This is a genomic window from Hansschlegelia beijingensis, assembly GCF_014196425.1.
GTDB lineage: Bacteria > Pseudomonadota > Alphaproteobacteria > Rhizobiales > Methylopilaceae > Methylopila > Methylopila beijingensis.
The window spans coordinates 926,083-946,735 of the sequence record NZ_JACIDR010000001.1 but is presented as its reverse complement, the minus strand read 5'-3'; the positions used below and the strand labels follow the sequence as shown (position 1 = coordinate 946,735).

Annotated in this window: 20 protein-coding genes; 13 read left to right on the top strand and 7 right to left on the bottom strand. The window is 68.6% G+C overall.

All coding sequences use genetic code 11. The annotated features are described in order from the left end of the window. Positions 1-31: 31 nt before the first annotated feature. The 5 genes from GGR24_RS04440 to GGR24_RS04420 all read left to right on the top strand — a co-directional run bounded on the left by GGR24_RS04440 (position 32) and on the right by GGR24_RS04420 (position 4,462). Positions 32-1,039: a PQQ-dependent catabolism-associated beta-propeller protein gene (locus GGR24_RS04440; protein ID WP_210286014.1), complete on the top strand. Its 1,008-nt coding sequence runs from the start codon at positions 32-34 to the stop codon at positions 1,037-1,039. A 49-nt stretch (positions 1,040-1,088) separates the two neighbouring features. Then, entirely contained in the window at positions 1,089-1,895 is an 807-nt protein-coding gene (locus GGR24_RS04435) for an ABC transporter ATP-binding protein (protein WP_183394039.1), read from the top strand. 2 nt (positions 1,896-1,897) lie between these two features. Then, a complete protein-coding gene (locus tag GGR24_RS04430; protein WP_428978217.1) occupies positions 1,898-2,749 on the top strand; it encodes an ABC transporter permease in 852 nt (283 codons plus the stop codon). A 35-nt stretch (positions 2,750-2,784) separates the two neighbouring features. Further along, entirely contained in the window at positions 2,785-3,468 is a 684-nt protein-coding gene (locus GGR24_RS04425; protein WP_183394038.1) for a hypothetical protein, read from the top strand. 121 nt (positions 3,469-3,589) lie between these two features. Next, positions 3,590-4,462, top strand: coding sequence for a Bug family tripartite tricarboxylate transporter substrate binding protein (locus GGR24_RS04420; RefSeq protein ID WP_183394037.1), 873 nt, complete (start codon positions 3,590-3,592; stop codon positions 4,460-4,462). Positions 4,463-4,531: 69 nt separating this feature from the next. On the opposite strand, the gene GGR24_RS04415 is transcribed toward GGR24_RS04420, so the two are convergent. Both GGR24_RS04415 and xoxF5 read right to left on the bottom strand, forming a co-directional pair. Then, positions 4,532-5,383, bottom strand: a complete 852-nt coding sequence (locus GGR24_RS04415; protein WP_246397932.1) for a quinoprotein dehydrogenase-associated putative ABC transporter substrate-binding protein — start codon at positions 5,381-5,383, stop codon at positions 4,532-4,534. Positions 5,384-5,767: 384 nt separating this feature from the next. After that, entirely contained in the window at positions 5,768-7,576 is a 1,809-nt protein-coding gene (gene xoxF5 / locus GGR24_RS04410; protein ID WP_183394036.1) for a lanthanide-dependent methanol dehydrogenase XoxF5, read from the bottom strand. A gap of 638 nt (positions 7,577-8,214) precedes the next feature. Here xoxF5 and GGR24_RS04405 point away from each other — a divergent pair. The 4 genes from GGR24_RS04405 to GGR24_RS04390 are packed head-to-tail and all read left to right on the top strand — an operon-like array spanning position 8,215 to position 11,475. Next, on the top strand, positions 8,215-8,799 hold the full coding sequence (locus GGR24_RS04405) for an amino acid kinase family protein (protein WP_183394035.1): 585 nt from the start codon (positions 8,215-8,217) through the stop codon (positions 8,797-8,799). Continuing rightward, the gene (locus GGR24_RS04400) at positions 8,796-10,220 is read left to right on the top strand and encodes a DUF6513 domain-containing protein (protein WP_183394034.1); all 1,425 of its coding nucleotides are present in this window, start codon (positions 8,796-8,798) and stop codon (positions 10,218-10,220) included. Before GGR24_RS04405 ends, GGR24_RS04400 begins: the two co-directional genes overlap by 4 nt. Next, complete coding sequence (locus GGR24_RS04395; RefSeq protein WP_183394033.1) at positions 10,217-10,783, top strand: DUF447 domain-containing protein; 567 nt, start codon at positions 10,217-10,219, stop codon at positions 10,781-10,783. Before GGR24_RS04400 ends, GGR24_RS04395 begins: the two co-directional genes overlap by 4 nt. Beyond that, positions 10,780-11,475, top strand: coding sequence for a (5-formylfuran-3-yl)methyl phosphate synthase (locus tag GGR24_RS04390; RefSeq protein WP_183394032.1), 696 nt, complete (start codon positions 10,780-10,782; stop codon positions 11,473-11,475). The genes GGR24_RS04395 and GGR24_RS04390 overlap by 4 nt, the downstream gene beginning before the upstream one ends. Positions 11,476-11,485: 10 nt before the next feature. On the opposite strand, the gene GGR24_RS04385 is transcribed toward GGR24_RS04390, so the two are convergent. From GGR24_RS04385 to GGR24_RS04365, 5 genes are read right to left on the bottom strand one after another with little or no spacing between them, the layout of a single operon-like run. Next, a complete protein-coding gene (locus GGR24_RS04385; protein ID WP_183394031.1) occupies positions 11,486-12,289 on the bottom strand; it encodes a formylmethanofuran dehydrogenase subunit C in 804 nt (267 codons plus the stop codon). Continuing rightward, positions 12,286-13,182: a formylmethanofuran--tetrahydromethanopterin N-formyltransferase gene (gene fhcD / locus GGR24_RS04380; protein WP_183394030.1), complete on the bottom strand. Its 897-nt coding sequence runs from the start codon at positions 13,180-13,182 to the stop codon at positions 12,286-12,288. Before fhcD ends, GGR24_RS04385 begins: the two co-directional genes overlap by 4 nt. Next, positions 13,179-14,840, bottom strand: coding sequence for a formylmethanofuran dehydrogenase subunit A (locus GGR24_RS04375; protein WP_183394029.1), 1,662 nt, complete (start codon positions 14,838-14,840; stop codon positions 13,179-13,181). Before GGR24_RS04375 ends, fhcD begins: the two co-directional genes overlap by 4 nt. Further along, the gene (locus GGR24_RS04370) at positions 14,837-16,081 is read right to left on the bottom strand and encodes a molybdopterin-binding domain-containing protein (protein WP_183394028.1); all 1,245 of its coding nucleotides are present in this window, start codon (positions 16,079-16,081) and stop codon (positions 14,837-14,839) included. Before GGR24_RS04370 ends, GGR24_RS04375 begins: the two co-directional genes overlap by 4 nt. Then, a complete protein-coding gene (locus tag GGR24_RS04365; RefSeq protein WP_183394027.1) occupies positions 16,074-16,448 on the bottom strand; it encodes a 4a-hydroxytetrahydrobiopterin dehydratase in 375 nt (124 codons plus the stop codon). The genes GGR24_RS04370 and GGR24_RS04365 overlap by 8 nt, the downstream gene beginning before the upstream one ends. A 158-nt stretch (positions 16,449-16,606) precedes the next feature. On the opposite strand from GGR24_RS04365, the gene GGR24_RS04360 reads away from it, so the two are divergent. The 4 genes from GGR24_RS04360 to mch are packed head-to-tail and all read left to right on the top strand — an operon-like array spanning position 16,607 to position 20,642. After that, positions 16,607-17,641 (top strand): beta-ribofuranosylaminobenzene 5'-phosphate synthase family protein, encoded by a 1,035-nt coding sequence (locus GGR24_RS04360; protein WP_183394026.1) that lies wholly within the window; start codon positions 16,607-16,609, stop codon positions 17,639-17,641. Between the two features lie 19 nt (positions 17,642-17,660). Continuing rightward, a complete protein-coding gene (locus GGR24_RS04355; protein ID WP_183394025.1) occupies positions 17,661-18,554 on the top strand; it encodes an NAD(P)-dependent methylenetetrahydromethanopterin dehydrogenase in 894 nt (297 codons plus the stop codon). After that, positions 18,526-19,689 (top strand): ATP-grasp domain-containing protein, encoded by a 1,164-nt coding sequence (locus GGR24_RS04350; RefSeq protein ID WP_183394024.1) that lies wholly within the window; start codon positions 18,526-18,528, stop codon positions 19,687-19,689. Before GGR24_RS04355 ends, GGR24_RS04350 begins: the two co-directional genes overlap by 29 nt. Next, positions 19,686-20,642 carry a methenyltetrahydromethanopterin cyclohydrolase gene (gene mch, locus GGR24_RS04345; RefSeq protein ID WP_183394023.1) on the top strand — a complete coding sequence of 319 codons (957 nt, stop codon included), beginning with the start codon at positions 19,686-19,688 and terminating at the stop codon, positions 20,640-20,642. Before GGR24_RS04350 ends, mch begins: the two co-directional genes overlap by 4 nt. Positions 20,643-20,653: the final 11 nt, after the last annotated feature.

Genomic DNA, 20,653 nt, shown 5'->3' with positions numbered 1-20,653 from the left:
AGCCGCCCTCGTCTCACGCTGGAGATCGCCGATGAACTCTCGTCTGTCCGGCCGGGCGTCGCTTGCGCTCGTGAGGACCATGACGGCCGGGGTCGCGCTCGCCGCCCTCGCCGCGTTTCCCGCGCCGGCCTGGGCCGGCAAGGTGTTCGTGACCAACGAACGCGATCACACCATGACCGTGCTCGACAGCGACTCGCTGAACATCATCGAGACGATCAAGACGGGCCGCCGTCCGCGTGGCGTCACCGCCAGTCCCGACGGAAAGCTCATCTATGTCTGCGCGTCCGATGACGACCGGGTCGAGGTCTATGACGCCAACGACTACCGCCTGGTGAAGACGCTGCCGTCCGGGCCCGACCCGGAGCTGTTCGTCCTGCATCCCTCGGGGAACCCGCTCTACATCGCCAACGAGGATGACGCGCTCGTCACCATCGTGAACACCGAGACCGGCCAGGTCGAGGGTGAGATTCCGGTCGGCGTCGAGCCTGAAGGCATGGGGATCTCCCCGGACGGGAAGCTCCTGGTCAACACCTCCGAGACCACGAGCATGGCGCATTTCATCGACACGCAGACCAAGCAGATCGTGGAGAACGTGCTGGTCGACAGCCGGCCGCGCGTCGCCACGTTCACGCCCGACGGCAAGCACACCTGGGTTTCGGCCGAGGTGGGCGGCACCGTTTCGGTGATCGACAACGCCACGCATCAGGTGGTGAAGAAGCTCACCTTCTCGATCCCCGGGGTGAACGAGGAGGCGATCCAGCCGGTCGGCATTCGCATCACCGACGACGGAAAGACCGCCTTCGTTGCGCTGGGCCCGGCCAACCGGGTGGCGGTCGTAGACGTCCCCACCTATGAGACGAAGGCCTATCTGCTCGTCGGCCAGCGGGTCTGGCAGATGGCGTTCTCGCCGGACAAGAAGACCCTTTACACCACCAACGGCAACTCCAACGACGTGTCCGTGATCGATGTCGACAGCCTCAAGGTGAAGAAGTCGGTCGCGGTGGGTCGGTCGCCATGGGGCGTGGTGGCCATCCCGTGACAATCCACGCGCTGGCGCGGCCCGGACGGCGGCCTAGATGAGCCCAGTGATGACGATCGCACCGCAGAGCCGCGCGCCCGTCGCGCCTTCCGAACCGGCTCTCAGCGTGACCGGCGTCACCCATACGTTCGGCGCGCGCAAGGCCCTGGATGACGTTACGCTGGAAGCGCCCCGCGGCGCCTTCACGGCTCTTGTCGGCCAGAACGGCGCCGGCAAGACCACGCTGTTCTCCCTGATCACGCGGCTTTACGACAACCGTTCCGGGACCATCCGGGTTCTCGGCCACGACGTCAGGCGGGATCCGGCCGCGGCGCTCTCGCAGCTCGGGGTGGTGTTTCAGTCCCGCACGCTCGATCTCGAGCTGACCGTTCTTCAGAACCTCCTCTACCACGCTGCGCTTCACGGCATCGGACGCCGTGAGGCCAAGGAGCGCGCCTACGTCGCGCTGCGACGCGTGAGCCTCGAGGGGCGGGCGAAGGATCGCGTCCGGGCGCTCTCCGGCGGCCAGATGCGGCGGGTGGAGATCGCGCGGGCGCTGCTCCACCAGCCGAGCCTTCTTCTCCTCGATGAGCCCACGACCGGACTCGACATCGGCTCCCGCCGCACCCTCATCGAAGAGGTCCGGCGGCTGATCGATGAGGACGGGATCGGCGTGCTCTGGGCCACCCACCTGGTCGACGAGATAGAGGTGGCGGATCGGGTGGTCGTGCTCCACAAGGGCAGGGTGATGGCCGACGGCACTGTCGACGAACTGAGAGCCAGGGCGGGCGCCGAGGATGTCGGCGCGGCCTTCCTCGCGGTGGTGGGCGCGGACGACGCAGAGGGCGTGGTTCTGGCCCGGAGGGCTTCGGCGTGACGATCGCCACGACGGCTCCCGGGGTGGAGCGGCGCATCACTGCGGGCGGCTATCTGGTCTGCCTCGGCGGCATCGTCTGGCGCGAGAGCCTGCGCTTTCTGCACCAGCGCGGGCGGTTCCTCTCCGCGCTCGTGAGGCCGCTCGTCTGGCTCTTCATCTTCGCCGCCGGCTTCCGGGCCACGCTCGGCGTCTCGATCATCCCGCCCTACGAGACCTATGTCCTCTACGAGGTTTACATCGCGCCCGGGCTGATCGCGATGATCCAGCTGTTCAACGGGCTGCAATCGTCGCTGTCGATGGTCTACGACCGCGAGGTGGGGGCGATGCGCATCCTGCTGGTCAGCCCCTACCCTCGCTGGTTCCTGCTGGTCTCCAAGCTGGTCGCCGGCATCGCGGTGTCCCTGCTGCAGGTCTACGCGTTCCTGCTGGTCGCTTATTTCTGGGACGTCCAGCCGGACGATCCCATCGGCTACCTCACGGTGCTGCCCGCTCTGATCCTGACCGGCTTCATGCTGGGCGCGATGGGCCTTGCGATGTCGTCGGTGTTCAAACAGCTCGAGAATTTCGCGAGCGTGATGAACTTCGTCATCTTCCCGATGTTCTTCGCCTCGTCGGCGCTCTACCCGTTGTGGCGGGTCCAGCAGGCCAGCATCCCGCTCTACGAGATCTGCCGCTATAACCCGTTCACTTCGGCGGTCGAGCTGATCCGGTTCGCGCTCTACCGCCAGATCGACTGGACGTCCCTTGCCGTCGTCGCCGGCTGCTCCGTCGTGTTCCTGGCGGCGGCGATCTTCGCCTATGATCCATCCACCGGCCTGACCTCCCGGCGGGGCGGCCCGGACGCCGGGAAATGACAGCGTCGTTGTCGCGTTCAGGAGAAGGAATTGCCATGAGACGCACGGTCCGGCCTCTGGTCTTCGGCGCGGCCGTTCTCCTCGCGCTCGCGTCTGCGGCTTCGGCGCAGCCGAAGACGCCCCTCCCGCCGCGCGACACGCCGAGGGCGCCCCAGCCCGGCCAGAGCGCAGCGGCGCACGATCCCGACTGGCCCTGCGTTCAGCGCAAGGTCCCCACCATGAGCTTCGGGCAGGTGTGGTCGGGCCCGCCGCTCGACGACGCCGCCAGGACCTGGCGCGACGACAAGGCCGTCGCCGAGCTGGTGCCGACGATCGTGGCCCGGCGCACGTCGATGGAGGAGGCGAAGGCCGCAATCGCCGATTTCGCCCAGCGCGCGGGCGCGGAGAAGAACCAGAAGCTCCCGCGCCTGTTCGCCGGCGCGTTCGAGGAGCTGAACGATCAGCGCACACGCATCATCGCGGGCATCGAGCGCTATGCGCGCAAGCAGCGCGCGCTCTCCGACCGGATCAAGGAGGAGAGCCAGCGGATCGCCGCGAGCCAGAAGGGCATGGCCGCGCAGATGAGTCCCGAAGGTCAGCGCGACCAGCAGGCGCTGGATTGGGACACCAGGGTCTATGACGAGCGGGCGCAGTCGCTCACCTATGTGTGCGAGACCCCGGTCATTCTGGAGCAGCGCGCCTTCGACCTGGGCCGTGAGATCCAGAGCCATCTCGACTGACGTTCCCCCCATGTCGCGAGAGCGGCCTCGGCCGGATCGCCGGGTCGTCGCGGGCGGATTGCTCGCGGCGGCTGCCGCGGCCGCGCTGACGAGCAGGCCGGCTGACGCGCAGATCGCGAGCATGGAGGTCGTCGCAGCGACTGGCGCCGGCGACGGCGACGATCAGCTCGCGCGCGCAATCGCCGAGGGTCTCACCTCGACCCATCTGCTGCCGAGCGCCGGCGCCGCCGCCGCGCCGGGCGAGGACGGCGTGACCGGCTTCCGGCAGTTCGTCTCGGGCGCCAGGCCGAAGCCGGGACTGATGGTCCTCGGGCTCGGCACACTGGGTTCGCTCGTGCTTCGGAAGGCGGATCAGGAACTCGACCGAACTCTTCCCCTCGCCACGATGATCGGCGAACGGCAGCCCGTGATCGTGGCGGCGGATTCGCCGATCCGCACCGTGCCTGACCTTCTCGCCGCGATCCGCGATGACCAGGGCGCGGTGCGCTGGGGCGGCCGAAGGCTGGGGGGAGCCGATCACCAGATCAGCCTGCTCACCACGCAGGCCGCGGGAGGCGATCTCAGGAGAGTGAACTATCTCGCCGGGGACGACCGAACCGAGGTGGTCGGCAGGTTGCTGAGGGGGGAGGTTTCGGTCGCGACCGGCGGCCTCGCCGACCTCCTCGCGCAGATCCGCGGGGGCACTGTCCGCGCGCTTGGGCTCGCTTCCGATGAACCGGCGCCCGGCATCGAGATCCCCACCTTCCGCGAGCAGGGCGTCGATGTCGCGCTGCTGCACTGGAGGGGCGTGATCGCCCGGAAGAGCCTCGACCCGGCGCTCGCCGCCCGCTTCTCGGACGCGCTCAAGCAGCTGTCACATGCCACCGGCTGGCGGCAGCTGCTGAACCAGCGCAGCTGGCAGGAGCTCTATGCGCCAGGTCCCCAGTTCGCGGCGTTGCTCGATCGGGAGCGCGCCCGAATGGCGGCGCTGTTCGACGCCGCCGGCCTGCTCTGAGCGCTTTCGCCCCGCGAACAGGCCGCCGACGCTCGCCCGGCAAGGCAAGCATCGGCCGCCACGGCTCGGCTATTGAGAGACTTCGATCAGATTATCCTGCTCATCGAGCAGCGGGACATGGAATGACGCCAGTATCTTGTTGATCTCCGACTGGTTCTTCCTGATGAAGTCGTTCAGCCGGTGTTTCCAGTTCTCTTCTCCAGGCCGGATGCCGAACGTCAGACGGTAAGCCATCGGCGGGCCACCGCGCTCCTTCAGAAGCGGCGTCGCAGAGAGATCGGGGAGTTTGGCGGCGAAGTAACCGCCGATCGGGCCCCAGAGCACGCCCGCGTCGATCGCCCCGGACTCAACGTCCTTGATCATCGCCTCCGCCGGCGAGTCATAGCGACGATCCACCGTCAGCGGGTACGGCTTGGCCTTCCCCATCAGACCGTACTGGACGAGGTAGCTCGCCGTGGGGCTGCCGGCGATCACGCCGACCTTGGCGTTCTTGAGCTTCGGATCCCCGAGCGTATCGACGCCGTCGAGCGGACCGCCCTTCTTCACGATCAGGAGCGAGGTGGAGCGGAAGTAGGCGTTGGTGTTGAGGTACGGGTCTGCTCCGGACGGCACGCCGAGGACGACGTCGCACCGCTTCAGGCCGAGGGTCATCCGGTAGAAGCCGGTGGCTTGCGGAAACCAGGTGTAGACGAGCGGCACGCCGAGATCCTTCGAAAGGAGCTCCGCGATCTTGTTCTCGAATCCCTCGCCGGCCTCGTTCGAGAGCGGCATGTCCGCCGGATCGGCGCAGACCCGGAGGGTCGCGCGGTTCACGAGGTCGGACGTCTGCGCGGCCGCTGGAACGGCGGCCCAGGTGGCGACCCCGAGCGCGGCGATCGCCGCGACCGACCAGCCGCCCATGAAAGCACGTAAATTCATCATCCGAGGCAAGATTCCTCCTGAGCGCCGTCACCGGCGTTTTCGTGCGGGATTGCGACGCGGCAAGCCGCTGTGGCGCCGGGCTCGCCGCCGACCGCTCGCGCCGGATCTGGAGTGATGCTCTCCGAATGCGGCGCGCTCAAGCCGAGACCCCAGGGCCTGCGGGTCTGACGCTCAGGCGCCGCCCTTCTGGCCAAGGTCGCGCAAAGACAGGTCACGTCGGGCGATCCAGGCGCCCCTGCCCTTCGACTGGCGGGCGTTTCCCGGCTCAACCGGCCACGCTGGCGGTCAATTGGGAGAGGCCCCGATACGGGAAGACCCGGCCATCGCGTGATGACCGGGTCCCCATTCACCGGAAGTCAGTCGAAACTGACCTCGTCTTTCTGCTTACGAGTTCGGCAGGGCGAACACGGTCAGCTGACCGCCGAGAGCGGTGTAGTTGGCGAGAGCCGCGTAGCCGCCGACCGCGCCGAGACCATCGGTCGGGTTGGCGAGACCAGCCGCGAGGCCGATGCCGGCCCAGCCGCCGACGCCCGAGAGGACGGCGATGTGCTGCTTGCCCTTGTGCTCATAGGTCATGACGTTGCCGATGATGCCGGACGGGGTCTTGAACTTGTAGAGTTCCTTGCCCGTCTTGGCGTCGACAGCCTTCAGGTAACCTTCGAGCGTGCCGTAGAACACGACGCCGCCAGCGGTGGCGAGAGCGCCGGACCAAACGGAGAACTGCTCCTTATTGGACCAAACGATCTTACCCTTCTTGTTGTCCCAGGCGATGAAGTTGCCCATGTTGCCGGTGCCGCCCGGCGCCGGGAACATCGACAGGGTCGCGCCGACATACGGCTGACCGGCCGTGTACGAGACGCGGAACGGCTCGTAGTCCATGCAGACGTGGTTCGTCGGGACGTAGAACAGCTCGGTCTCCGGCGAGTACGCCGCCGGCTGCTGGTCCTTCGTGCCGAGCGCCGCGGGGCAGATGCCCTTGGCGTTCACGTCTTCGCCGTTCTGCTCGGTGGAGTACTTGGCGACGACGAGAGGACGACCGTAGGTCTTGGAGTCCTTGTCCATGTCGATCTTGGTCGCCCAGTTCACGACCGGATCGTACTTCTCGGCGACCAGCAGCTCGCCCGTGGCCCGGTCCATCGTGTAACCGAAACCGTTACGGTCGAAGTGCGTCAGGAGCTGGCGCTCCTTGCCGTCGATCTTCTGATCCGTGAGGATCATCTCGTTGATGCCGTCGTAGTCCCACTCGTCATGGGGGGTCATCTGGTAGACCCACTTGGCCATGCCGGTGTCCGGATCACGGGCGAACATCGTCATCGACCACTTGTTGTCACCCGGGCGCTGCTTCGGGTTCCAGGTCGAGGGGTTGCCGGTGCCGTAGTAGATCAGGTTCAGCTTCGGATCGTAGGAGTACCAGCCCCAGGTGGAGCCGCCGCCGATCTTCCACTGGTCGCCTTCCCAGCTCTTCAGCGAGGAGTCCTTGCCGATCGGCTTGCCGAGCTGCGTGGTCTTCTCGGGGTCGACGAGCATCTCCTCGTCCGGACCGGTCGAGTAGGCGCGCCAGACCAGCTTGCCGTCAGCGATGTTGTAGGCGCTGATGTGGCCGCGCACGCCGAACTCGGCGCCCGAGATGCCGACGATCAGCTTGTCCTTCACCGGCATGACGGTCGCGGTGTTGGTCTCGCCCTTCTTCGGGTCGCCGTTGACCGCCGACCACTTCTTCTCGCCCGTCTTGGCGTCGAGCGCGACGATGGTCGTGTCGGCCTGGTGCAGGAAGATCTTGCCGTCGGCATAGGCCAGACCACGGTTAACCGTGTCGCAGCACATCACCGGAATGACGCTCGGATCCTGCTTCGGCTCGTACCGCCAGATGATCTTGCCGTTGTCGTTCAGATCGAGCGCGTACACGTTGTTCGGGAACGGCGTGTGCACGTACATGACGTCGCCGATCACAAGGGGCGAGCCCTCGTGGCCGCGCAGAACGCCGGTCGAGAAGGTCCAGACGACCTGGAGCTTCTTGACGTTCTCGTTGGTGATCTCTTTGAGCTTCGAGTAGCGGGTGTTGGCGTAGTCGAGCGTCTGCAGAGCCTGCTGCTTGGGATCCTTGAGGATCGAGGCAAGGTCTTCAGCCGCGAATGCCGGCAGGCTCAGTGCGACGGAGGCCATCAGGCCGGCCGCGATTGCGACTTTGCGCATTCGTTATTTCTCCCTCTTGTACGCAGTCCGTAGTCAGCCCTCGCCGGCTCCGAAGCCTTAGAGAAGCGAGCGTTTATTATTGGACTTGCGCCTTCAGCATCGTGTCACGGTTTGCTGGCAAAGCGTTCCGCAGGCATGAGCCCCGACCCGCATCCGCATCCCTACGATCCGCCGCCCCTCTTTATGGAGTTCCGCGTAGAAACTGAAGACTGCGGCGGAACGTAGCTCCCTTCCCTGGGGTTCGCAACAGGACTTTAAGACATAAGGACATTATTATGATTTTGCTGCGGTTGCGAACTTATTATATTGCGCTGCATTATTTCGACGGGCTCAGATTTCGACCCGCGTTGGCCGGGCCCGAACACAGCGTCCCTTAACGCTCGGGGCGCGAGCCGCCCCTCAGCAGCGAAAAGGGTCGCCCAGCCTCTCGGCGCCTGAGATCGTCGGCCCTCAAACCATCCGGAGAGTGCGTAGACTCCATATCGCGCCCTTCCGGTCGCCGGGCGCTCCATGCGCCGGCTCAGTTCCCCTGAGACCATCCGGCGCGCCGGGCGCCAAATTGAGATGCCCTCGCGGCGCTGATAGTCTCTGCGCCCCGAGGCGCATCGGCGCCACCGTGAACCAGAGCCCCCGAGACTATGAGACCGACGGTCGTGAAACTGGGCGGCAGCCTCATCGAGCATGGCGCGCTGGCCCAGCTGCTCGCCATAGCGGAGCGCCATTCGGCGGTCGTGGCGCCTGGCGGCGGCCGCTTCGCCGATGCGGTGCGCGAGGCGCAGGCGCGGCTCGGCTTCAGCGACGCGGCCGCGCACCGGATGGCCATTCTCGCGATGGAGCAGGTCAGCCATCTGTTGCTCGACCGCGCGCCGGGGTTCAGCGCATGCGCCTCGCGCGCGGATTTCGAGGCGTCGAGCGGGCGTCCCGCGCTTTGGCTGCCGCGCCGGATGGCGTCTTCGGCGCCGTTGCCCGCAAGCTGGGACGTGACGTCAGACAGCCTCGCGCTTTGGCTCGCCGGCGCGCTCGGGGCGCGCAAGCTGGTCCTTGTGAAAGCCGCCGAAGCGCCGGCGACCTCGGTCCCCGCCGAATGGGCGCGCGCCGGTCTGGTCGACGGGCACTTTCCTCGCCTTGCTGAAGCCTTCGCAGGAGAGATCGTCTGCGTCGGCCGCGCTTCTCCCGAGGCGCTCGCCGAGGCCATCTCCGCGCCCTTCGGCGTCGCAGCGTGAGCGCTGAGAGGGTCGCCCTGCTGACGGGCTCGCTCGCCGAGCAGCGCGTGGCGCGCATGGCCGACGAGCTGCGCAACGACGCGCTCGATCCGGTGGTGGTGAACATCGGCGTCAAGGTCGCGGCGCTGATGACCGCGGAGATCATCGAGCGCCGGCTGAAAATGCCTGACGCGGTGGACCGGGTGGTGCTGCCTGGCCGTTTCCGGGGAGACCTGGACCGCTTGAGCGACCGCTTCGGAGCGCGCTTCGAGCGAGGGCCGGAGGAGCTCGCCGATCTCCCCACCTTCTTCGGCCAGGGCGGCGTCGAGCCGGACCTGTCGCGTCACGACTGCCTGATCTTCGCCGAGATCGTGGACGCGACCGGGCTGTCGGTGGAGGAGATCGTCGCCCGAGCCCGGATGCTCGCCGCCGACGGGGCCGACGTGATCGACCTCGGCTGCATGCCCGATACGGCTTTCCCGCATCTGGAGGACTCGATCGCGGCGCTCGCCCAAGCGGGCTTCAGGGTCAGCGTCGATTCCGCGGATGGAGAGGAACTCGCCCGCGCCAACCGCGCCGGAGCGAGCTACCTTCTGAGCCTGCACGAGAATACGCTGGGGATCGCCGACGAGGGGGACGCCGTTCCGGTTCTCGTGCCGTCCTCTCCTGGCGACATGGCCTCGCTGCTGAGGGCGATGGACGCCATGGCGGCAAAGGGGGCGCCCTATCTCGCGGACCCGATCCTCGATCCCATCCATTTCGGCTTCACCGAGTCGGTCGTGCGCTACGCCGAGCTCAGGCGACAGCGGCCGGACGCCCCGATCCTGATGGGGATCGGCAACGTCACCGAACTGACTGATGCGGACACCACCGGCATCAACGCGATTCTGATGGGGATGATCTCGGAGCTCAGGGTCGCCGCCGTGCTGGCGGTGCAGGTGAGCCCCCATTGCCGGACGGCAGTGCGGGAGTTCGACCGCGCGCGCCGGGAGTTCTTCGCCGCCCGCGAGGCGAACTCGCTGCCTCAGGGCTTCGGCGGCGGGCTCATGGCGCTGCGCGATCGCCGGCCTGTCACGTCGAGCGCCGCCGATATTGAAAGCCTGGCGGGCCAGATCCGCGATCCCAACTACCGCATCCAGGTGAGCGAGGCCGGAGTGCACGTGTTCAACCGCGACGGCCATTGGCTGGCGACGGATCCTTTCGACCATTTCCCGCATCTGGCGGTCGAGGGCGACGCGGCGCACGCATTCTACCTCGGCGTCGAGACCGCCCGCGCCGAGATCGCCTTCCGGCTCGGCAAGCGCTACGCGCAGGATGAAGGCCTGCGGTTCGGCGTGGCCGCCGTAACCGCGGAAAGCGTCGAGGAGGCCCACAAGATGGGGTTCAAGGAGGCTGGCTCCACGCTCGCCGCGAAGCGCGGCGCAAAGGCCGAGCCGTCATGATCCGCGAGACGGTCGTCACCACGCTCTCGCCTGACGGGGTCCCTCATGTCGCGCCGATGGGCGCGACCCCGACCGAGGAAGGCTGGCTGCTGCAACCCTTCCGCCCTTCGACGACCCTCGACAACTTCCTCGCGACGCGTTGCGGCGTGGTGAACTTCACGGATGACGCCCGGATCTTCGCCGGCTGCGTCACCCGTCGGCTCCCGACCTGGCCGACCGTCGCGACGAGCGCGATTCCGTCGGTTCGCCTGCAAGCCGCCCTGTCGCACCACGAGGTGCGGGTGGCGCGGATAGACGGAAGCGACGAGCGCCCGAAGCTGCACTGCGTGGTCGTCGCCGAGAAAACCCATCGCGCATTCCTCGGCCTCAACCGGGCGATCGCAGCCGTCCTCGAGGGGGCCGTCCTGGTGAGCCGCCTGAACATGCTGCCGCCTGAGAAGATCGACGCCGAGTTCGCCTATCTGCAGATCGCGATCGACAAGACCGCGGGGCCAAGCGAGCTCGAGGCCTGGCAGTGGCTGCTCGACGCGATCCGCGACCACCGCGCGCGGGCGGCGTCATGACCGGCCTCCTGGCGAGCGTCGCCACGCTTGACGAGATGGAGCTCGTCCGCGCCGGCGGAGCCGACATCGTGGACTTGAAGAATCCCGCGCAAGGCGCTTTGGGCGCATGGGAAACTCCGGAGCTCACGGCCGCCGTGGAGCGCTGGCGGACCTGGATGGGGCCCAAGCCGGCGCTGAGCGCCACGATCGGCGATCAGCCCATGGCGCCGGAGCTGGTCCGCGCGGCCGCCGAGCGGGTGGCGGCGACGGGCGTTCCGATGGTGAAGCTCGGACTGTTCGCGGGCGACGTCGCTGGGTGTCTCGCGGCGCTCCGGCCGCTCGCAGAGCGGGCGCAGCTGATCGCCGTCTTCTTCGCCGATCGCGCGTCCGACTTCGGACTGCTTCCTCGGATCGCGGCGGCCGGCTTCCGTGGAGCGATGCTGGACACCGCCGACAAATCCGCTGGCGGCCTCCGGGCGCATTTGTCCGAGCCTGACCTGCGACGGTTCGTAGGCGCGGCGCGTGGGCTCGGCCTGCTCACGGGTCTTGCGGGTTCGCTGAAGTCGGACGACGTCGCGCCGCTGGCGGCGATCGGACCGGACTATCTCGGATTTCGCGGGGCGCTATGTGAAGGCGGCCGGACCGGCCGGCTTCACCCGGCCGCGATGACCTCGATACGGCAGGCGCTGGCGGAATCCCGCCAGGCCGCGTGAGGGTCCGGACTCACATCCGGCCGGACGGCGCCACCACGAGCGCTTCGCCCTTTCCGCCCGCGTAGAGGTCGCCCGCGAAACGATGGGCGCGGGTGATGTCAGGGCCGAGGAAGGCCGCAAGCTCCGCCGAGCGCCGGACGAGCACCCGAAGCAGGACGAGGTCATGCTCGCCTGCGTCCCTGAAGCCGCCCGACAGCCCCTCCGGCGACCGGAGAAACAGCGTCCCGCGCTTCATGCCGCGGCCGGCGCCGCCGGCGAGCCTGCCGCCGACCGCGACGGTGCCGGCGATCAGATCGGAAGCCGCGCCTTCGCCGGCGTCGCCCTCGATCACGACGACGCCTCCGCGCAGCCTCTCCGCGGAGCGGGCGCCGGCGGAGCCGCCGAGGATCACGACCCCGCCGCTCATGCCGCGCCGGCTGCCGTCAGCGGCCGCGCCGAGGCGCTCGCCGGCGTCGCCGCCGATCGCGATCTTGCCGCCCGACATCTCGCTCGCCGCGTAAGCGCCGGCGGATCCCTTCACGGAGATCATGCCGCCGCTCATCTTGTGGCCCAGCCGCGCGCCGACGTCGCCGCGGACGACGATCTCTCCCTCGGAGAGACCCGCGCCCACGCCGTCGAGGCGGGCGTCGCCGCCCTCGATCGTCAGCCGCTCGGCGCCTGAGCCCGAGACGTCGAACAGTTCGCCCAGCTCCACCACGCGGCCCCCATAGGGGATCGCGCGCTTAGCGAGGCCGCCGTCTGCGCCGGGCAGCACGCCAGTCAGGTCGACGCGGGCTTCGAAGTCGCCGCGCGCGGTGAGGATCACGCCGGTCACGCCATGATCTCCCGCAGCTTGAAGTGGAACGGCCCGAGGTTGCCGCCGTAGTTTCCGGCGTCGATCGCCACCACGCCCTTGGCGCGGCCGAGCGCGACGACCGCCTCGATGCCGGCGCGCGTGCAGGCCGAGACCGCTTCCGGCGAGACTCCGTCGATCACGATCTCCATCACCGAGGCGACCTCCGGCGGAAGCTGCGTCGGCGTCTGCGCCCGCAGCGTCGGGCAGTAGAAGTTGTTGGTGGAGGCGAACATGCCTTTGTACTTCGAGCCGACCTTCGAGCCGGACCGCACCACGCCGCCCGGGAACGGCAGGATGCAGCCTTCGACCTTTTCCATGGCGTCGACGGCGGCTTCGGCGGCGGCGAGCGCCTCGCCGCGCGAGGTCGCGAGGATCAGGATGTTCCCGCCGCCGACCCCGGACACGGTGCCGCTCTCATGGTCGCAGACGAACTCGCCTTCCATCACCGGAATGCGCCAGATCCTGCGCCCGTCGACGTTCTTGGCGATCTGCCAGCCGTCGCCGAAATAGCGCAGCGCCTTGCCGATGGAGACCGTGTCGCCGCCGGTCATGCCGGCGAAGCAGGCCGAGGTCGGCGAGGTCAGCACGCACTGCCCGATGCGGAGCGGCACGACCGCCTTCAGCCCCTTGATGTCCATCGCGAAGATGAGCACGGCGACGCCGGGCCGTCCGTCCGGCGTCTCCTCGGCCGGAACGACGCGCTCCACGCCCGCCTCGCAGCCGCAGCCGATCACCGAGGTCGCGAAGCCCGTCATGGTCTTCGCGGCGGTCATCGCCCAGCGCGGCGTGTCCGCCGTGATGATCAAACGCGTCCCGACCATCGGGAACGCCTCCGCGAAGCTGTCGCGGATCTCGACGCCGTTGAGGATCATGCGGACCTCTTGGTGGCGTGCACGACCGTGCCCTGTCCGTCGCGGATCTCGTGGTCCCGCATCTTGAAGGTCTTGGCCTTGAAGCCGATCGCCTGGTCGAACCAGCGGTCGAGCTTGGCGTCCATGCTCTTGTCGTAGTCGGGAGCGACCGAGTGGGTGCGGCCATAGACGACGTCGACGATCTCGCCGTCCTTCACCACGACCCGCCCGTCCTTCAGGACGTACTCGGCCTTGGAGAACATCGCCTCGCGGTCGGGATCGTCGCGATAGATCACGACGTCGCCGGCGGCGCCGGCCCCGAGATGTCCGCGATCGGTCAGGCCGAGGATCTTGGCGGGCGCCGCCCGGGTGACGATCGCGATCTCCTCGAGCGTGTATTCCCGCTTCAGCTCATTGAGGATGGAGTGCTTGCGCGCCGACTTCGGCAGCTTGGCGAACTGCTCGTCGCGGAACGGCTTGTCCATCAGCAGCCGCAGCAGATGCGGATAGGTGGTGAAGGGAGCGCCGTTGGGGTGGTCGGTCGTCAGGAAGATCCGCCAGGGGTCCTCGACCAGCAGGAACAGCTCCAGCCCGATGGCCCACTGCAGCGCGTTGACGAAGGACTTGTCTTTGTACTCGAAGGGCACGATCCCGCAGGCCGCGTCCATCTCGATGTCCATGCCGATCCAGCGCTTCGGCGTGGCGATGCCGCGGTTGCGGTGTTGCGACATCAGGTCGGCGGAAGCCGTCACGGTCTGGCCGAACATGATCTGGCCGACGTCGATCGAGATGTTCGGGTTCTTGTTCACGGCCTCGGCGATCTTGGCCGCTCCGGAGGAGAACTTCCGGTCGCCCTCGGTCCCGTAGGAGTGGAACTGCACATGCGTCATGTGCAGGGGGAGGCCCTCGGTCGCCGCGATCGTGTCGAGCGTGGTCTGCTCGTTGCCCGGCACGCCGAGATTGCAGCCGTGCAGGTGAATCGGATGCGCCAGCCCGAGCTCGGTCACCGCCCGGATGAGCGTGGTGAGGATCTTGCGCGGGGTGATCTCGTAATGCGGGTTGGCCTCGTCGAGGTCGAGCCTGCGCGCGTTGAACTTGAAGGCGTTGATGCCGCCCGGATTGACGATCTTGATCGCCATGCACTTGGTCGCGGCGAGCATCCAGGCGACATAGTCGTTGACGGCCTGCTGACCCGCGCCGCTGGCGATCAGATCGAGCAGGAAGTCATCGTTGCCCAGCACCAGATAGCCGCCGGTGTCGAGGAACGGGATGTCGCCCATCTCGTAATGCATGTGCCGCGCATTGGCGCCGACCACGGCGGGTTCGAATGCCGCCGTGTAGCCCATCTCCACGTACCGGCAGCCGGTGGCGTGCGCGGTCATGGTCGAAAGCCCGCCGCCGCAGGCGCAGAACGGGCCCGCGGGCTCGCGGATCGCCCGCTGCTCCTCGACCATCAGCAGACGCGCGATGTTCGACTTGCCGCCCGCGATATGGGTGTGGATGTCGATCGCGCCGGCCATGACGACGCCGCCCTTGGCGTCGATCGTCTCGGTCACGCCCTCGCCCACCGCTCCGGACGCGGCGATGCGGCCGTCCTGGATGAAGACGTCGCGCTCGACCCCGACTTCGCCGTTCGCCGGATCGAGGACCTTGCCGCCGGTGATGCGCACGGCGCTCATGACAGACGCTCCCGAAGACCCTTGGCCACCATCGCGATGCTCGGCAGGCCGGCGTCGCGATAATGCCCGAGGGGAATGCTCACCACGGTGTCGGTGCGGAACGCGAGCCCGCGATGATCGAGGCCGGGCTGACCGACCGGCACGAACACCTCCGGCTCGCGCTCGAAGATCGTGTCGGGATGCGCGAAGGCGACCAGCTGGCCCTCGAAGGCGGGCGGCTGCTCCGGCCGGAAAGCCGAGGTCCAGATCAGCAGATCGCCGGACTTAAGCGCTTCTTCCGTGCTGTTGAGCAGCTGGTCGTGGTCGGCCTGGCCGCCGCGGAACGCGGTCCGCAGCGGGAAGCCGATGTTCCACAGGAACGCCTGGTTCGCGCCGATCAGATTGTCCCGGCCCGCGAGCGGCAGACAGGCGGCGCGGGTGTCGACGTTCAGGATGTCGACGATGATCGAGGCTCGCTCCACGATCAGGTCGCCGTCCCCGCCGAGCATTCCGGCGCTCCAGGCCAGCACCCCGTAATGCGCGCCCTTGAGCCCCTCCGCGAGCGCGGCGAGATCGGGGCCGCCCGGCACCGCCGGAGCGTCCGAGAGCAGCCCCTGCAGACGCGACAGCGCATCGAGAAGCTCGCCTTCCGGAACGGCGATCGTCTGGATCTCCACGCCCTCAAGCTGAGCGCGCGCCTCATCGGACGGCGCGCCACCGAGGAACACGACCTTGCGCTTGCCCTTGATGAAGCGGCCGGTCGGCGGCGTGATCCGGTTGTAGAGCCGGTGGAACGCCTCCGAGGGGTCGGGACCGATCACCACCAGAAGGTCGCAATGGTTGCGGACCTCCGCGAGCGTGGTCGCGATCCAGCCCTTGCGCTGGGAGGTCGAGAGGTTCCGGAACAGGCCCGTCGAAGCATAGTGATCGACGCTGCCGCCCGTCTTGCTGGCGAGCTTGATCAGCGCCCTGACGCCGTCGACGTCCGTGCCGAGCCCGCCATAGACCGGCGACCGCGCGGCGGAGACCAGCTCCGCGGCGGCGGCCAGCGCCTCGTCGAGGGCCACCTCGCGGCCCATCACGCGCGCCGAGGGCGCGGGATCGGCCGAGCGCCGGAACAGCGCGGCGGCGCGCCCGCAGGCGCCCTCCCCGGCCTCGACAGCGTTCCCCCGAACCGTAAGCGAGACGTCGTCGCAGCCCAAACCGCAGAACGGGCATACGACGTCGTGATGCGTAACGCCGCCGCTGGACACGTCAGTCATACTTCACATACGCGAAGCGCTGGTCGCCCTGCGGCGTGCCCTCGAGCGCGCCGCCTTCCAAGCCGGGCTGCCATTGAATGACGCTCTCTATCTTCTTCGCGAGCTCAAAGTCGCGATCTGTGATTCCCTTGGCGTCGTGGGACATCAGCCGCACCTCCACCCAGGCGTAGGAGGCGGTGAGGTCCGGATGATGCCACGCGGCCTCCGCAAGATGGCCGACGGTGTTGATCACCATCAGCGTGCTCTTCCAGCTCTGGGTCTTGTAGGTGCGCCGGATCCAGCCGTCCTCCAGCCGCCACTTGGGCAGCTCGGCGGCGAGGCGGGCCTCCACCTGATCTGGCGGAATGACGGCTTTTCGTTCGGCCATTGGCGGACGGAGCCCCAAAACACTGGAAGTGGCGCGAGGCTTACACAGCGCTTTGAGCCGGCGCAACGCGTCGCGACGTTTCGTCCGATAGCGACTTAGGCCAAGGAGCGAGGTTGGCGAGCGCGGCCCGCGGCGAATAAGGTGCCGCCGGAAACGCCATGAGAGTCACCCCGCAAAATCGCCTGGACGGCGACCCCTCGCGCGCCCTCCGGGCGGTGCGCGTCATCGCGCCGGGCCGGCTGCATATCGGATTTCTCGACCTCAACGGCTCACTGGGCAGGCGGTTCGGCAGCCTCGGCCTGACGCTGGAGCGACCTGTGACGCGGGTCCTGATGGAGAACGCCGCGGCGCTGGCCGCGAGCGGTCCGGACGCCGCTCGCGCGGAGAAGGCGCTGAAATGCGCCGCGGCCGAGTTCGGGCTCGGCGAGAACGTCAAGATCACCGTCGAGGCGGCGCTTCCTGCGCATAGCGGCCTCGGCTCCGGCACCCAGCTCGCGCTCGCCGTCGGGGTCGGAGCTTGCGCCCTCAGCGGCAAGGCCATCGACGCCCGGGACGTCGCGCACGCTCTGAGCCGCGGGGCCCGATCGAGCATCGGCCTCGGCGCCTTCCAGGGCGGAGGAATCCTGCTCGACGGCGGCAAGCCCGTCTCGGGACCGCGTCGCCAGCCACCCCCGCTGCTGTCGCGGCTGCCGATTCCGGAGGCGTGGAGGATTCTCCTCATCTTCGATGGCGGCCGCGTGGGGCTGAGCGGAGGCGACGAGATCCAGGCGATGGAGGAACTGCCGCCGTTCCCGGAGGCGCTCGCCGACCACCTCTGCCGGCTCACCGTCATGGCCGCCCTGCCGGCCGCGGCCGAAGGCGACGCGATCGGCTTCGGGCGCGCGGTCGGCGAGATCCAGCGTCGGCTGGGCGACCACTTCGCGCCGTTCCAGGGCGGCCGCTTCACGAGTCCCGACGTCGCGGAGGCGCTCCAGATCATCGAGGCGGACGGCGTCCCGGGCGTCGGTCAGAGTTCGTGGGGGCCGACTGGCTTCGCGGTCTATGGCGACGCCGCCGCGGCTGACGCCGCAGCGCACGACCTGAGGCGACGTTTCTCCGACCGCCCGAATCTGGTCTTCGACGTCGTCCGGGGAAACAATCACGGCGCCACGATCGACCTCGCGCCTGCGCTGGCGCTTGGCGCCACCGTCTGAGCTCCACAGGAGACACCGAATGTCCGACGCCGCACCGATTCTCCACATGATCACGCCGCTCAGGCACACGAGCCCGTTCGACGTGAACATGGCGGTCGACGCGGGCTTCCACGACATCGCGACCTATGTCGGGGTCGAGCTCAAGGACGTCGTGCCGCTGACCCAGGACGCGATGTTCAGCCGCGCGCCGTCGGACGCCAAGCGGACCGTGCTGTTCATCGGCGGCAAGGACGCGAGCCTCGCGCTCGACCAGATGGCGGCCGCCGCGTCCGCTCTGTTCCCGCCCTTCGAGATCTCGATCTTCGCCGACCCGGCGGGAGCCTTCACGACGGCGGCGGCGATGATCGCGCAGGTCGAGAAGCACCTGCTCGGCAAGCGTGAAAAGGGCCTCGAGGGCGCGCGCGTCCAGGTCTACGGCGCCACCGGAATCATCGGCGGCATCGCGGCCGTGATCGCAGCCCAGGCCGGGGCGCACGTCACGATGGTCGGGCACATGATCATCGAAGACGTCCAGCTGAAGGCGATCGACTTCAAGAAGCGGTTCGGGGTCACGCTCGACTGCGCCGTCGCGACAAGCGACGAGGACAAGAAGAAGCTGGTCGCGGACGCGGAGGTGATCCTGACCGCCGCCTCGGCGGGCGTTCAGGTCATCTCGAAGGATGTCCTTGAATCGGCGAAGAACCTGCTGGTCGCGGCCGACATCAACGCGGTCCCGCCGACCGGCATCGAAGGGGTCGGCTCGAACGACGACGGCGTCGCGCTGCCGTACGGCGTCGGGATCGGCGCGCTGGTCATCGGCCAGATCAAGTATCAGGTGCAGCACCGGATGCTGAAGCGGATCCGGGAGAGCGACGTCGCTCTGCGGATCGGCTTCCTGGAGGCCTATGAACTCGCGCGCACGCTCTCCGAGTGACGCCTACGACGTCGCCCTCATAGCTCTGTCGGCGCGGGCGCTCGCCCGCTCCGCGAGGCGCGCGGGATTGAGGGCGATCGCGCTCGATCTGTTCGCCGACGCCGATACGAGCGAACACGCCGTGAAGGCCGCGCGGGTCCGCGCCGCGCGGCGCAGCCTGGGCTTCGACCCGCGGGCTTTGTCGATCGCGCTGGAAGAGAACGTCCCGAAGGGCCTGCCGGTCGTGCTCGGCGCCGGATTCGAGCACGCGCCCCGGATGATGAGCGCGCTCCGGGCGCGCAACCCGTTGATCGGCGCCGCGCCCGCGACGGTGCGGCTGCTGAAGGATCCTGTCCGCTTCGCCACGCTGCTCGCGGAGCTCGGCGTGCCTCACCCGGAGCTCGTGGCTGCGGCCGGCGAGCAGATTCTGTCAAAGCGCCGCGGCGGCGCCGGCGGGGCGCACATCAGGGCGGCCGAGGGGCTTCCGGGGCGCGGACGATACTTCCAGAAGCAGGTGAACGGCCGCCCAGTCTCGGCGCTCTTCCTGAGCGACGGACGGCAGGCCGAAGTCGTCAGCTTCTCCGAACAATGGGCTGATCCGACCCCCTCCGCTCCCTTCCGCTATGGCGGGGCCGTCGGACCCGTCGCGCTCGACGCGGCCGTCGCCGGGAGGGTCGGCGCCGCGCTGAGCCGTATCGTCGCGGCCACCGGCCTCGTCGGCCTCGCGAGCGCTGACCTGCTCGTCTCCGACGCCGACGCCGCCTTCTGGCTGCTCGAGATCAATCCGCGGCCGGGCGCGACGCTCGACGTCTTCGACCGCGCGCCTTCCCCTGCGCTTCTCGGGCTTCACCTCGCCGCCTGCGAGGGCGCGCTGCCCTCGGCCAGCTTCGACTTTCCATGCGCGCAGGCGGCGGGCGTCGTCTACGCGGAGGCGCCGACCTCCGTGGCCTCCCTTCGAAGGCCGGTCTGGACGGCGGACTGGCCCGCATGCGAGGACAGCGTCCCCGCTGGCGCGCCCCTATGCACGGTCATCGCCGCCGGCGGCTCGCCCTCCGCGGCTCGCGCTCTGTTCTTCGAGCGGCGCGCCTCGCTTCTCGCATCGCTTCGCGCCGCAATCCCGAGGGCGTGCGGCCAACTCACCATGGTGTCCGGATGACAGCCAAGCCCAGCGTCGGAAAACTCTCCGCCCCGCTCGTCGAGGCGCTCGTGCAGGACGCGGAGACTCTGCGTCTCGCGGTCGACCGCACCGCGACGGGCGCGCGCATCGTCGACGCGGGAATCGCGGTGCGCGGCGGCCTCGAAGCCGGCCGCCGGATCATCGAGATCTGCCTCGGCGGCCTCGGCCGCGCGACCTTCCAGTCCGACGTGCGCTTCAAGCGCTGGGGCCAGGCCGTCCATGTGACGACGGCTGATCCGGTGATCGCGTGTCTCGGCAGCCAGTACGCTGGATGGAGCCTTTCGGAGGGCGACTTCTTCGCCCTCGGCTCGGGCCCGGGCCGCGCTCTCGCGGCCAAGGAGACGCTTTACGAGGAGCTCGCCTACAAGGACGCCTCGGACAGCGCCGCTCTCGTGCTCGAGGTCGACAAGCGGCCGCCGGACACGCTGATCGCGCAGATCGCCAAGGATTGCGGCGTGGCTGAGGACAAGCTCACCCTGATCCTCACGCCGACGTCGAGCCTCGCCGGCACGGTCCAGGTCGTCGGCCGCGTGCTCGAGGTCGCGCTCCACAAGGCGCACACGATCCACTTCCCGCTGGAGCGGATCGTCGACGGCTTCGGCACCGCGCCGGTCCCGCCTCCGGGCGCAGACTTCCTCACCGCCATGGGCCGCACCAATGACGCCGTGCTCTACGGCGGCGAGATCGCCCTTTATGTCGAGGGTCCGGAAGATGAGGCGGAGCAGCTCGCGAACGGGCTGCCGTCCTCGACCTCGCGCGACCACGGCCGGCCCTTCGGCGAGGTGTTCGCGGGCTACAACTACGACTTCTACGCCTGTGACGCCGGCCTGTTCTCGCCCGCCCTCGTGACCGTGACCGCGCTCTCGACCGGCAAGAGCTTCACCGCCGGCGCCTACGAGCCGGCGCTGATCGAGCGTTCCTTCGGCGGCTGATCGCCGGAGCG